The 11,531-nt window shown below is 68.9% G+C and carries 13 protein-coding genes and 1 tRNA gene; 8 read left to right on the top strand and 6 right to left on the bottom strand.

Annotation, left to right across the window (positions count from 1 at the left end):
- Positions 1-8 precede the first annotated feature (8 nt).
- A complete protein-coding gene (locus ACZYYX_RS23850) occupies positions 9-476 on the bottom strand; it encodes a hypothetical protein (protein ID WP_463817093.1) in 468 nt (155 codons plus the stop codon).
- Between the two features lie 66 nt (positions 477-542).
- Positions 543-1,538 (bottom strand): hypothetical protein, encoded by a 996-nt coding sequence (locus ACZYYX_RS23845; RefSeq protein ID WP_463817092.1) that lies wholly within the window; start codon positions 1,536-1,538, stop codon positions 543-545.
- A gap of 178 nt (positions 1,539-1,716) precedes the next feature.
- Here ACZYYX_RS23845 and ACZYYX_RS23840 point away from each other — a divergent pair, with 178 nt between their 5' ends.
- Positions 1,717-2,655, top strand: a complete 939-nt coding sequence (locus ACZYYX_RS23840) for a DUF808 domain-containing protein (RefSeq protein WP_463817091.1) — start codon at positions 1,717-1,719, stop codon at positions 2,653-2,655.
- A gap of 4 nt (positions 2,656-2,659) precedes the next feature.
- On the opposite strand, the gene ACZYYX_RS23835 is transcribed toward ACZYYX_RS23840, so the two are convergent.
- Positions 2,660-2,848, bottom strand: coding sequence for a hypothetical protein (locus ACZYYX_RS23835; protein WP_463817090.1), 189 nt, complete (start codon positions 2,846-2,848; stop codon positions 2,660-2,662).
- An 84-nt stretch (positions 2,849-2,932) separates the two neighbouring features.
- Between ACZYYX_RS23835 and ACZYYX_RS23830 the strand changes: the two genes are divergently transcribed.
- A complete protein-coding gene (locus ACZYYX_RS23830; RefSeq protein WP_463817219.1) occupies positions 2,933-3,307 on the top strand; it encodes a hypothetical protein in 375 nt (124 codons plus the stop codon).
- On the opposite strand, the gene ACZYYX_RS23825 is transcribed toward ACZYYX_RS23830, so the two are convergent.
- From ACZYYX_RS23825 to crcB (ACZYYX_RS23815), 3 genes are read right to left on the bottom strand one after another with little or no spacing between them, the layout of a single operon-like run.
- The gene (locus tag ACZYYX_RS23825; RefSeq protein WP_463817089.1) at positions 3,308-4,339 is read right to left on the bottom strand and encodes a DUF190 domain-containing protein; all 1,032 of its coding nucleotides are present in this window, start codon (positions 4,337-4,339) and stop codon (positions 3,308-3,310) included.
- The gene (gene crcB, locus ACZYYX_RS23820) at positions 4,336-4,701 is read right to left on the bottom strand and encodes a fluoride efflux transporter CrcB (RefSeq protein WP_463817088.1); all 366 of its coding nucleotides are present in this window, start codon (positions 4,699-4,701) and stop codon (positions 4,336-4,338) included. Before crcB (ACZYYX_RS23820) ends, ACZYYX_RS23825 begins: the two co-directional genes overlap by 4 nt.
- The gene (crcB, locus tag ACZYYX_RS23815) at positions 4,698-5,093 is read right to left on the bottom strand and encodes a fluoride efflux transporter CrcB (RefSeq protein WP_463817087.1); all 396 of its coding nucleotides are present in this window, start codon (positions 5,091-5,093) and stop codon (positions 4,698-4,700) included. Before crcB (ACZYYX_RS23815) ends, crcB (ACZYYX_RS23820) begins: the two co-directional genes overlap by 4 nt.
- Positions 5,094-5,165: 72 nt before the next feature.
- Here crcB (ACZYYX_RS23815) and pgm point away from each other — a divergent pair, with 72 nt between their 5' ends.
- The 6 genes from pgm (at position 5,166) to ACZYYX_RS23785 (ending at position 11,525) form a co-directional block, all read left to right on the top strand.
- Positions 5,166-6,800: a phosphoglucomutase (alpha-D-glucose-1,6-bisphosphate-dependent) gene (gene pgm, locus ACZYYX_RS23810; RefSeq protein ID WP_463817086.1), complete on the top strand. Its 1,635-nt coding sequence runs from the start codon at positions 5,166-5,168 to the stop codon at positions 6,798-6,800.
- A complete protein-coding gene (locus tag ACZYYX_RS23805) occupies positions 6,797-8,059 on the top strand; it encodes an MFS transporter (RefSeq protein WP_463817085.1) in 1,263 nt (420 codons plus the stop codon). The genes pgm and ACZYYX_RS23805 overlap by 4 nt, the downstream gene beginning before the upstream one ends.
- Positions 8,060-8,115: 56 nt before the next feature.
- Positions 8,116-8,188: transfer RNA gene (locus ACZYYX_RS23800), tRNA-Ala, on the top strand.
- 120 nt (positions 8,189-8,308) lie between these two features.
- On the top strand, positions 8,309-9,052 hold the full coding sequence (locus ACZYYX_RS23795) for an MBL fold metallo-hydrolase (protein WP_463817084.1): 744 nt from the start codon (positions 8,309-8,311) through the stop codon (positions 9,050-9,052).
- A gap of 131 nt (positions 9,053-9,183) precedes the next feature.
- Positions 9,184-9,441, top strand: coding sequence for a DUF3297 family protein (locus tag ACZYYX_RS23790; RefSeq protein WP_463817082.1), 258 nt, complete (start codon positions 9,184-9,186; stop codon positions 9,439-9,441).
- An 83-nt stretch (positions 9,442-9,524) separates the two neighbouring features.
- A complete protein-coding gene (locus ACZYYX_RS23785; protein WP_463817081.1) occupies positions 9,525-11,525 on the top strand; it encodes a heavy metal translocating P-type ATPase in 2,001 nt (666 codons plus the stop codon).
- Positions 11,526-11,531 lie beyond the last annotated feature (6 nt).

Raw genomic sequence — 11,531 nt, 5'->3', positions numbered from 1 at the left:
CGACGGGCTCAGGGAACCGTGACGCAGCCGACGCCGGGCACGCAGCCGCCGCCTCCGCCGGGTCCGCCGCTGCCGGTGGGTCCGCCGGGGATGGAGCCGCCGCCTCCGCCGGGTCCGCCGCTGCCCGTGGGTCCGCCGGGGATGGAGCCGCCGCCTCCGCCGGGTCCGCCGCTGCCGGTCGGGCCGCCGGGGATGGAGCCACCGCCACCGTTGGCGTCGCCGCCACCGGAAGGCCCGCCCGGGATGGCACCGCCGCCGCCGTCGGCTCCGCCGCCACCGGTCGCACCGCCGGGTGCCGGGCTCGTACTCATCGTCGGCGCGGTGCTGGCCGGCGTCGTGGTGCTCGTGCTGGTACTGCTCTCGGTGGTCGACGACGTGCTGCTCGAGTCGCCGCTCTCACCGCCTCCACAACCGACGGCGAACACGAGCAACGTCGCGCCGCCGAACACGGCCAGTGCAGTCCTCGGGGATTTCATGGGCCACCAATCTGTCGCAGGGTGCCCCGCAGATACCCGAGCCTCCGTCCCCCGAAACTCCCCGAGCTACGCCGAAGGCCTGTCGGTGCCTGACGGCGCGTCGGTTCCGCGCGCGTGGCGAGGGGCGGACGGCTCAGCGTGGCGCGGTGTCGCGCCATGGCGTCTCTGCGTCGGCCGGGGGCTTTCCGGCCGATCCCGCGCGGGAGCGCCCTCGCTCTCGGCCTCACCCTCGGCTCGGCTGTCCGCCCGTTCGGGGGGAGGCTGTACTGCAGGGGTGTCTTCGCCATTCGAGTGCACCGTCAGCGTCGGCGCATCCAGGTCGGGTGCCGCACCCGGATCGGCGAGGGTGTCGGCAGCCGGCGGCTGAGCGGAGATCGTCTCGCCGATGTCGCGCAGTGAATGGATCAGATAGTCGAACGGCCCCGAAATTTCCTCGCTCACAGGGGCTTCCACGACGTCACCGAGGAGGCCGAAGTATTCGTCGTTCTCGCCGTCGACGCGGCCGTTGAGCAGTCCGTCGACAGTGCGTGCCGGGATGTTGACCAGCGCGCCGGCAGCACGCACAGGGTCGAGGTCGGTCACCGCGGCGACGGTATCGGCTGCGCCTGCCCCGCCGGCCAACACACCGCTGGCCGCGGGCATGGTCAGTCTGACCAGCAGGCTGTTGGCCGTGCGGAACGGCTCGCCGCTGCCGACCACGCGGCCGACGCCGGCGACCGGTTGGTTGACCGCGGCGAGGACTGCATGCGCGAACGCCTCTGGGTCCAGTTCGGCGGCGGCGCGGAGTATCTCGACGACGGCGCGATGTTGATTGTCGGCAATCGCCCGAACGACGGGCAAGGGGTCCTCGAGGTACTCGTCGACGAGAAGCCCTGCGTTGGTCAGCGACCGCGACAGCACCTCGGGGTAGTACTGCAGTGGACTCCGGGTGACGTGCTGAACCACTGCTGAATTCGCAACGTGCACTTGGCTTTCCGGGACGTACGGCGGTGCGACGACTGTGACGCCCGCACCGACGGCGGCCACCCCCACAGTCAGCCACGGGCGTACGGCCTTGCGCATGTGGCACCCCCCTGAGTCGGCGACCTGTTGCGCTGCCCCCGACGATCTCAGCGCAAATTAGCACGCTGCTCCGACAACCGGCGAGCGCTTATCCGGTGCGTCCGGCGCTGGGAGACTCCTGACCGGTCGCTGCGGGTACTCTTCCCGCCATGACCGCAGGTGCGATCAGGAGTGTCCGGTGAGCGGGGGGCTGTTCGCCCTGCTCGACGACGTCGCGGCACTGGCCCGACTGGCGGCCGCGTCCGTCGACGATGTCGGCGCGGCCGCGGGGCGGGCGACCGCCAAGGCTGCCGGGGTCGTCATCGACGACACCGCGGTGACCCCGCAGTACGTGCACGGTGTCACCGCCGAGCGCGAGCTGCCGATCATCAAACGCATCGCCATCGGCTCGCTGCGCAACAAGATCGTGTTCATCCTGCCGGCGGCGCTGCTGCTCAGTCAGTTCGCACCGTGGCTGCTCACACCGATCCTGATGCTGGGCGCGACGTATCTGTGTTACGAGGGCGCCGAGAAGGTGTTCGGCAAGCTGCTCGGCCACGGCGGCCATCACGAGACCGCCGCCGCACAGGGGCCGGACGCCGAGAAGCAGATGGTGGCCGGCGCGATCCGCACCGACTTCATCCTCTCCGCCGAGATCATGGTGATCGCGCTGAACGAGGTTGCCTCCGAATCATTTTGGCCGAGGCTCATCATTCTGCTCGTCGTCGCGGTGGTGATCACGGTGGCGGTCTACGGCGTGGTCGCCGGCATCGTCAAGATGGATGACGTCGGGCTCCACTTCACCCAGCGTTCCAGTGCCTTCGTGCAGCGCATCGGGCGCGGACTGGTGGCGGGTATGCCGAAGCTGCTCAGTTTCCTGTCCGTCGTGGGAACGGCGGCGATGCTGTGGGTGGGCGGGCACATCCTGCTCGTCGGCACCGACACGCTGGGCTGGCACGGCCCCTACTCCCTGGTGCACCACGCCGAGGAGGCCGTGCACCACGTGGGTGGGGTCGGTGCGGTGCTGGCCTGGCTGGTCAACACCGCAGCTTCGGCAGTGATCGGGCTGATCGTCGGTGCGCTGGTCGTCGGCATCGTGTCGGTTCTGCCGTTCGGCAAGAAGAAATCCCACGCCTGAACGCTCACTCCTGACTGCTGTCGCGGTCGGCGAGGTAGGCCAACAGCTCTGGCTCGGAACTGGTGAAGCGGGCCGCTTCCTCGCCCCCGTCGCAGCGCAGCAGCGCCACGGTGACCGTGCCGGCGGCGCGGCCGATCACCTCCCAGACGGCGCCAGAGTCGGCCCAGCGCTGGAGTTCGGCTACACGGTCCATCGCCTCAGCGTGCCACCTCCTAAGCTCGCCGATGTGCACGCTGCTTCGGCGGTCGCGGTGGCGGCGACCTTCACCTGGTTCGGCATGGTGCTGGCGATCTCCTTCCTCGAAGCGCCCCTGAAGTTCCGCGCGCCGGGAGTCACACTGCCCGTAGGGCTCGGGATCGGCCGCCTCGTGTTCCGCGCGCTCAATGCGAGCGAGGTCGTCCTCGCGGTCGTGGTGCTCGTCGGCGTGCTGACCGCGCACGTGACGGGTGTCGCGTTGGGCGCCACGGTGACGGCGGTCGCGCTGCTGGCGGTCCAAGTCCTGCTGGTGCGCCCGGCGCTGACACGTCGCTCGGATCGCGTGCTGGCTGGCGAGGATGCTCCGCGGTCGCGGGCGCACGTCGTCTATGTCGGGTTGGAGGCGGTCAAGGTGGTCGCGCTGATCACCGGCGGAGTAATGCTGCTCGCGCTGTGATCAGTCGAGCGTCAGTGTGCCGCGCCGCCGGCCATCGTGGACCGCGACCAGCGCGGACACCTGCTCGCAGGTGACCACGCCGTGCTCCGCCGTCACCTGGTCGACGACGCCGTAATCGGCGCCGATCGTGGTGTCGGTGCTGAGCAGTGTGGTCGTCACCGGTACGTGCCGACCGATCTGCAGGAAGTGGTCGCCGTGCGGGCGCTGGCTGCCTCGGAACCCCCACAGCCCACGCAACGTGGTGGCGCCGCCGGCATGGTCGGTCGCGCGCAGCCGCGTCATGAGCTCGCGGTGCACGGGGCGGCCCCCAGATCTGCCCCCGTGTCGGGTGTCCTCATTGGTGTGCACCGTGATCTTGTGGGAGCGCCAGTGGCCGGGCGGCTCGGCGACGGTGCGGCCGTCGACTTTGCAGACGACGACCGGGGCGACGCTGATCAGTGCGGTGTCCAGCAGAGCCGTGAGTTCGTCGAGCGCTGCCGGGGCCTGCGCGCGCGGACCGACGCCGGTGACGAGCAGGGGTACATCGGTGTTGCGGCTCAGGAAACGAGCCCGCCGGCGTTGGCCGGCCACCGTGCCGTCGACGCCGAGGAAGACGTCGGCGGTGACGAATCCGCGCCGGTGCAGGACCTCGCACACCGCTACGTACCCGGGTGCGCCGGCGACCGGCTGTTTTCGTCCCAGAAGAAGGGACAGCCGCACCGCCCCGTCGCCGGGCGGTGAATCCGGGGCCAGCCATGACCGCTCGACAGTGATGACCCCGCGCTGCGCCAGCGCGACCACCCCGTCGGCGAGCCCACGGATCCGTTCCGGGCTGTCGACGGCCGTCACCGCTACCGGAGGGTCCTCGGACAGCGTCAACGAGCGGTCCGTGCGCAGCACATGCGTGGTGCCGAACCCCGCGATGCCACGTAGACAGATGCTGGCGGCCACGTCTTCACGGGTGCAGAGCTCGAGCAGCGCATCCGCGACGAAGCGCCCTCCCATCCGTTGTCTTTCGGCGAAATATACTGTGAGCGTGTGTATTTCGGTCACAGTGCAGCTCCCAGGCGCTGACCGAGCCACGCGGCGAGCAGGCCCGAGACGATGCTGACACCGATGTTGGCCAGCGCCGCGACCAGCTGACGTTCCTCGGCCAGCCGCTGCGTCTCCAGCATCCACGTCGAAAAGGTCGTGTACGAGCCGACGAAGGCCGTGCCGACCAGGAGCGCCACGTGCGGCCGCAGCGTCAACCCGGCGAACGCGCCGAGAAGGAAAGCGCCGCTGACGTTGACGACGAGCGTGCCGAACGGAAACGGTCGGCTGATGCGCCGCGACACGGCCTTGTCGACGGTGAGGCGGGCGACTGCCCCCAGTCCGCCGAGTAGGACGACGCCGAACCACACCACCGCGGTCATCGACGCGTCCGAACCCGGCGCACGAGCGCCGTCGCGAGATAGACCGCCACCAGGCCGGCGGCCACGCTGGCCGCGGTGTAGGAGATGGCCAGGCCGTAGTGGCCGTGTTCGAGCATCTTGACGGTCTCGACCTGCATGGTGGAAAACGTCGTGAGCCCTCCGCAGATGCCGGTGCCCAACAACGGTCGGCGGTAGCTCGACACCGGCAGACGTTCGAGCAGGCGGGTGACGAAGAACCCGAGCAGAAATGCGCCGACGATGTTGACCGTGAACGTGGGCCACGGCCAGCGCCCGGGGTCACTGGCCGCGAGTTCCTCGAGGCCCGCACGGGCCAGGGTGCCGAGGGCGCCCCCCGCGAACACCGCGGCCAACTCGCGCCGGTCTGAGCCCATGGCGCACAGTATCGGTGATCCGATCCCGGTACCCGGTGTTGCGGGGGCGCGTGGCGTAGCAGAATCGAGTCCATGGCTGCGAACCCACGTGCCGGCCAGCCGGCGCAACCTGACGACCTGATCGACATCGCTGCGGTGGTGACGGCCTACTACTCCGTCGTCCCCGATCCGGACGACGTCGATCAGCAGGTGGCGTTCGGCACGTCGGGACACCGCGGCTCCAGTCTGGATGCGGCTTTCAACGAGGCGCACATCGTGGCGACCACGCAGGCGATCGTGGAGTACCGCGCCGCGCAGGGCACCACGGGTCCGCTGTTCATCGGGCGCGACACGCATGCGCTGTCCGAGCCCGCTTGGGTGTCGGCGCTGGAGGTACTGGCCGCCAATGACGTTGTCACGATGGTCGATTCGGCCGATCGCTACACCCCGACGCCGGCGGTGAGCCACGCGATCCTGTCCTACAACAGAGGCCGCGACTCCGCGCTCGCCGACGGCATCGTCGTCACGCCATCGCACAACCCACCGCGCGACGGCGGCTTCAAGTACAACCCGCCCAATGGCGGGCCCGCCGACACCGACGCCACCGGAGTGATTGCGAAGCGGGCCAACGAGCTGCTGCGCGACGGTCTGAAGGGTGTCCAACGCGTGCCGCTGGCGCGGGCGCTGACCACGGTGCAACGCCACGACTATCTCGAGGCGTACGTCGCCGACCTGCCCAACGTGGTCGACATGCACGTCATCTCCGCCGAAGGCATCCGCATCGGAGCCGATCCGCTGGGCGGCGCCAGCGTGGACTACTGGGGCGCGATCGCCGAGCGGCACAATCTGGCGCTCACCGTCGTCAACCCGCTGGTCGATGCGACGTGGCGGTTCATGACGCTCGACACCGACGGCAAGATCCGGATGGACTGCAGTTCCCCCAACGCCATGGCGTCGTTGATCGCGAACAGGGATGCGTACCAGATCGCGACCGGCAACGACGCCGACTCCGACCGGCACGGAATCGTCACCCCCGACGGTGGACTGCTCAACCCGAACCACTACCTCGCAGTGGCGATCGACTACCTGTTCACGCACCGGGCTGAGTGGGCGGCGGAGACGGCGGTCGGCAAGACGGCGGTGAGCTCGTCGATCATCGACCGCGTGGTGGCCGGTCTGGGGCGCACGCTCGTCGAGGTGCCGGTGGGCTTCAAGTGGTTCGTCGACGGGCTCGTCGGCGGGACGATCGGCTTCGGCGGCGAGGAGAGCGCAGGGGCGTCGTTCCTGCGCCGCGACGGTTCGGTGTGGACCACCGACAAGGACGGCATCATCCTGGCGTTGCTGGCGTCGGAGATGCTCGCGGTTACCGGCTCCACACCGTCGGAACGTTACCGGGAGTTGTCCGAAAAATACGGAGCGCCAACGTATGCGCGCATTGACGCGCCGGCCAACCGCGAGCAGAAGGCACGGTTGGGCAAGCTGTCACCGGAGCAGGTGAGCGCCACCGAGTTGGCGGGAGAGCCGATCACCGCGAAGCTGACGAGTGCACCCGGCAACGGGGCGCCGCTGGGCGGACTGAAGGTGACGACGGAGAACGCCTGGTTCGCGGCGCGGCCGTCGGGCACCGAGGACGTGTACAAGATCTACGCCGAATCGTTCCGCGGCCCTGACCATCTCGCCGAGGTGCAGGAGGCGGCTCGGGAAGTGGTGTCGGCGGTCATTTCGTGAGTTCTGTCGCCGACGGCGACAGACGCACGACCCCGCGCCTGCCGCGCGAGGTGTGGGTGCTCGTCGCCGCCAACGTGGTGGTGGCGCTGGGTTACGGCGTCGTCGCACCGGTGCTGCCGCAGTACGCCCGGCATTTCGGCGTCAGCATCAGTGCCGCCACGTTCGTCATCACCGCGTTCGCGGTGATGCGGCTCGTGGGCGCGCCGCCCGCCGGGATGCTGGTGCAGCGGCTGGGGGAGCGGCGCGTCTACATCAGCGGACTGCTCATCGTCGCGGTCTCCACCGCCGCCTGCGCGTTCGCCGAAACCTATTGGCAGCTGCTGGTTTTCCGCGCTCTTGGCGGCATCGGATCGGCGATGTTCACGGTGTCGTCGCTGGGGCTGCTGATCCGCATCTCACCCCCGGACGCACGCGGTCGTGTCGCCGGGTTGTTCTCGTCGGGGTTCATGGTCGGCTCGGTGGGCGGGCCGATCCTGGGCAGCCTCACCGCTGGGCTGGGGCTCGCGGCACCATTCCTGATCTACGGCGCGGCGCTGCTGGTCGCCGCCACGGTGGTGTTCGTGAGCCTGCGCAATTCGACGGTGATCACCCGATCCGATGACGATGTCGAGGCGGCCGTGCCGTTCCGGACGGTGTTCCGCCACGGGGCCTACCGGGCGGCGCTGCTGTCGAACTTCGCGACCGGCTGGGCGTCGTTCGGTCTGCGGATCGCGTTGGTGCCGCTGTTCGTGGTGGAGGTCCTCGGTCGGGGGCCCGGTGCGGCAGGCGTCGCGTTGACGGCGTTCGCGGTGGGCAACATCTCGGTGGTGATCCCGAGCGGATATCTGTCGGATCGGCTAGGGCGGCGCAAGCTGTTGATCTTCGGGCTGAGCCTCGCGGCGGTGTCGACGGCGTTGGTCGGGTTCACCACGTCACTGCCGGTGTTCCTGGCGGCGGCGTACGTCGCCGGAGCGGCCACCGGGGTGTTCGTGTCGCCGCAGCAGGCCGCGGTCGCCGACGTGGTGGGCAGCAAATCGCGCGGCGGGACCGCGATCGCGACGTTCCAGATGATGGCCGACTTCGGATCGATCGGCGGCTCGCTGTTGGTCGGGCTGATCGCGCAGTACACGTCCTACGGGCTGGCATTCCTGATCAGTGGCGTCATCCTGGGCGTGGCCTGCATCGGCTGGGTGTTCGCGCCGGAAACCCGGCCCCGGGTCGCGCGCGAGCGGACCGAGGTGCGGCCGCTCGGCCCCGAAGCCGGCGGGGAATGCCCGTGACCTGCGATTTTGAGCGGAACCGGGTCGTGGTGTAGCTTCGATGAGCACAACAATCAGGGGCTATGGCGCAGTTGGTAGCGCACCACACTGGCAGTGTGGGGGTCAGGGGTTCGAATCCCCTTAGCTCCACTTTTCGACACGGAGACTGCCCTGACCACTCGGTCGGGGCGATTTTCGTATCTGGCCTGGCCGCTTTACACCGGCGGCGCGTGAGATCACCCCACACACAACGGGAGAAGGTCATCATCCATGGCTCGCGACCCGGTGATCGAAACCTACGACGGCGCAGGTGTCACCAGGATCTCCCGGTGGATCTGGAACTGCTACGTCATCCATGAAGGCCCGGTCGTCGTCGATGCCGGGCTGCCCTCGGCCGTTGCTGACATCGCGCCGGTGATCCAGAACCTGGGCGGGTCGGTCGGCGCCGTGGTCGCGACGCACGGGCACAGCGACCACCTCGCGGGAGCCCCCGCAGTCGCCGAGCGATTCGGCGTCGGTGTTCATCTTCCCGAGCGGACGCATTCTTACATTGCGGGAGAGAAAGCCCGTACTCCCGGCCTGCGGGATCAAGCGAAGATCGCAGCCGTCTTCCGAGATCAGCCTGTGGACTGGTCGGCGATCAGCGGGCTGTGGAGCGGCACGCGGTGCGCCGGCTTCGGTCGGAGCGATCGCATGGTCTGGAGCGGAAGCGCCCCCGCAGGTGTCTTGCGTAATGGTGACCGCCTCCCCGGTGCCCCGTCATGGCAGATCCTCGACGCTCCCGGACACACCGATGACAGCGTCGCTCTGTGGCACGCAGCATCGGGAACCCTGCTGTCAGGTGACGCCGTCCTGACGCGTCGCGGAAGAGCATGGTTCACACCGGAGTTCGTCGATGGCGAGGCTGCTCGCGAGTCGAATGCTCGGCTGCGTGCGCTGGCGGTCACCGCGCTTCTCCCTGGTCACGGTGCGCCCGTGGTGTCCGCCGACGTGTGGGATGGTGTGTGGCTGTGAGTCTTTGGGGGGTAGCCACCCCGGCCGGGATCGATCGAATCTCCTACTGAAGCAACCGGGGCCGCCCGTCAACGGCACGGGTGTGACGGCGACGGAATCCCTTCCCATCGGATCGCGTAGGTTCTTGGGGCATGTCGCAGGATCAGACCCCAGACGTTCCGCCGGATCACCTCTCCATCGATCCGCGCAGCCCCTTCTACGACGAAGAGGTGCTCACCCGCGACGTCGGCATCCGCTTCAACGGCGTCGAGCGGACGAACGTCCACGAGTACGACGTGGCCGAGGGTTGGGTGCGCGTCGAAGTCCCCACCGCGAGGGACCGCCGCGGCAATCCGATGGTCGTGAAGCTGAGCGGCACCGTCGAGCCGTACTTTCGCGAATCACAGTAGCGCGCCGCTCCTTCGGGAATGTCCTCCGGAGCGCATCTGTTCATATACCCCGTGGGGGTATATGGTGAACGCGGAGGACGCCCATGACGGTGACACACGAGCACGCCGGCCACGGTACTGACCACGCTGCTCAGTTCCGAAAGCTGTTCTGGATCAACCTGATTCTCGCGATTCCCGTCGTCGCGTTCTCGACCATGTTCGCCATGCTGGTCGGCTATGACTTACCCGGCTTTCCCGGAGCGCAGTGGATCGCACCGCTGATCGGTACGGCGATGTACGTCATCGGTGGGCGTCCTTTCCTCACCGGCGCCGTCAGCGAGATCCGCTCACGCAAGCCCGGGATGATGCTGCTGATCGGCCTGGCGATCACCGTCGCATTCCTCGCGTCCTGGGGGGCGAGCCTCGGTCTGCTGCACCACGAACTCGAGTTCTGGTGGGAACTCGCGCTGCTCATCGTCATCATGCTGCTCGGCCATTGGGTGGAGATGCGCTCGCTGGCCCAGACGACCTCCGCGCTGGATTCACTTGCGGCGCTTCTTCCCGACGAGGCGGAGAAAGTCGAGGGCGACCGGACGGTGGCCGTCGCACCGGCAGACCTGCGCGTCGGCGATGTGGTCCTCGTCCGACCCGGTGGCAGCGTTCCCGCCGACGGCGCGATCGTCGACGGGCGTGCGGACATGGACGAGTCGATGGTGACCGGCGAATCACGCCCCGTCACCCGTGGCGTCGGTGACGTGGTCACGGCGGGGACCGTCGCCACCGATTCCGGTCTGCGCGTCGAGGTCACCGCGACCGGCGACGACACCGCCCTTGCCGGCATCCAGCGCCTGGTGACCGAGGCGCAGAACTCGTCGTCGCGGGCCCAGCGACTCGCGGACCGAGCGGCCGGTTGGCTGTTCTGGTTCGCCCTGATCACCGCTGCTGTCACGGCGGTCGTGTGGACGCTCGTCGGGGACCCGGATGCATCCGTCGTGCGGGCGATCACCGTGCTCGTCATCGCCTGCCCGCACGCGTTGGGTTTGGCGATTCCCCTGGTCGTGTCGATCGCCACCGAGCGAGCCGCGCTTGGTGGTGTGCTCGTCAAGGATCGGCTGGCTCTCGAAGGGATGCGCACCGTCGACGCGGTGCTGTTCGACAAGACGGGCACCCTCACCACGGGCGAGCCGACGGTGACCGCCGTCGACGCCGAGGCCGGCCTCGACGACGAGACGGTACTCGCGCTGGCTGCCGCTGCCGAGGCCGACAGCGAGCATCCCCTGGCGAAGGCCATCGTGCGGGCGGCCCATGATCGCAGCCTCGAAGTGCCTTCAGCTCGTGGGTTTTCGTCATCTCCGGCGGTGGGTGTCACAGCGACCGTCGACGGTCGCGAAGTCCGTGTCGGCGGGCCCCGGCTGCTCGACGAGATAGGCGCCCAGGAGATCGCAGCTGCCGCCGCGTGGCGTGCCGAAGGCGCGATCATCCTGCACGTCGTCCGGGACGGCGTGGTGATCGGTGGACTTCGCCTTGCCGACGACATCCGGCCGGAGTCCCGCGACGCTGTCGACGCCCTTCGCGAACTCGGTGTCGAGGTCGTCATGATCACCGGTGACGCCGCGGCTGTCGCCGAGGCCGTCGGGCGGGAGCTCGGCATCGACCGTGTGTTCTCGGGCGTGCGCCCAGAAGACAAGGCCACCAAGGTCTCTGACCTGCAGCGCGAAGGCAGGAAGGTTGCGATGGTCGGTGACGGCGTCAACGACGCGCCCGCGCTGGCTCAGGCCGACGTCGGCATCGCGATCGGGGCCGGCACCGACGTCGCGATCGCCTCGGCGGGAGTGATCCTGGCCAGTTCTGACCCGCGCTCGGTGCTGTCGGTGATCGAGCTGTCCCGCGCGAGCTACCGCAAGATGCAGCAAAACCTTTGGTGGGGAGCCGGATACAACCTCGTGGCGGTGCCGCTCGCCGCTGGGGTACTGGCACCCGTCGGGTTCGTCCTGCCCATGTCGGTGGGCGCGGTCCTGATGTCGCTGTCGACCGTCGTGGTGGCGTTGAATGCGCAGCTGTTGCGCCGACTCGACCTCAGCCCCAGCGCGCGCAGTATTGCGTGACGGCCA

It is taken from the genome of Mycobacterium sp. IDUB_1 (genome assembly GCF_055419625.1).
This window is presented reverse-complemented; position numbering and strand designations above follow the sequence as displayed.

What these genes read in the sequence shown, in the direction of transcription:
- pgm (WP_463817086.1), top strand. Translation starts at nt 5,166, where the DNA reads ATGGCTGCGAACCCACGTGCCGGCCAGCCGGCGCAACCTGACGACCTG.
- ACZYYX_RS23785 (WP_463817081.1), top strand. Translation starts at nt 9,525, where the DNA reads ATGACGGTGACACACGAGCACGCCGGCCACGGTACTGACCACGCTGCT.
- crcB (WP_463817087.1), bottom strand. Translation starts at nt 5,093, where the DNA reads ATGGGCTCAGACCGGCGCGAGTTGGCCGCGGTGTTCGCGGGGGGCGCC.
- ACZYYX_RS23835 (WP_463817090.1), bottom strand. Translation starts at nt 2,848, where the DNA reads ATGGACCGTGTAGCCGAACTCCAGCGCTGGGCCGACTCTGGCGCCGTC.
- ACZYYX_RS23795 (WP_463817084.1), top strand. Translation starts at nt 8,309, where the DNA reads ATGGCTCGCGACCCGGTGATCGAAACCTACGACGGCGCAGGTGTCACC.
- ACZYYX_RS23845 (WP_463817092.1), bottom strand. Translation starts at nt 1,538, where the DNA reads ATGCGCAAGGCCGTACGCCCGTGGCTGACTGTGGGGGTGGCCGCCGTC.
- ACZYYX_RS23850 (WP_463817093.1), bottom strand. Translation starts at nt 476, where the DNA reads ATGAAATCCCCGAGGACTGCACTGGCCGTGTTCGGCGGCGCGACGTTG.
- ACZYYX_RS23790 (WP_463817082.1), top strand. Translation starts at nt 9,184, where the DNA reads ATGTCGCAGGATCAGACCCCAGACGTTCCGCCGGATCACCTCTCCATC.
- ACZYYX_RS23830 (WP_463817219.1), top strand. Translation starts at nt 2,933, where the DNA reads ATGGTGCTGGCGATCTCCTTCCTCGAAGCGCCCCTGAAGTTCCGCGCG.
- crcB (WP_463817088.1), bottom strand. Translation starts at nt 4,701, where the DNA reads ATGACCGCGGTGGTGTGGTTCGGCGTCGTCCTACTCGGCGGACTGGGG.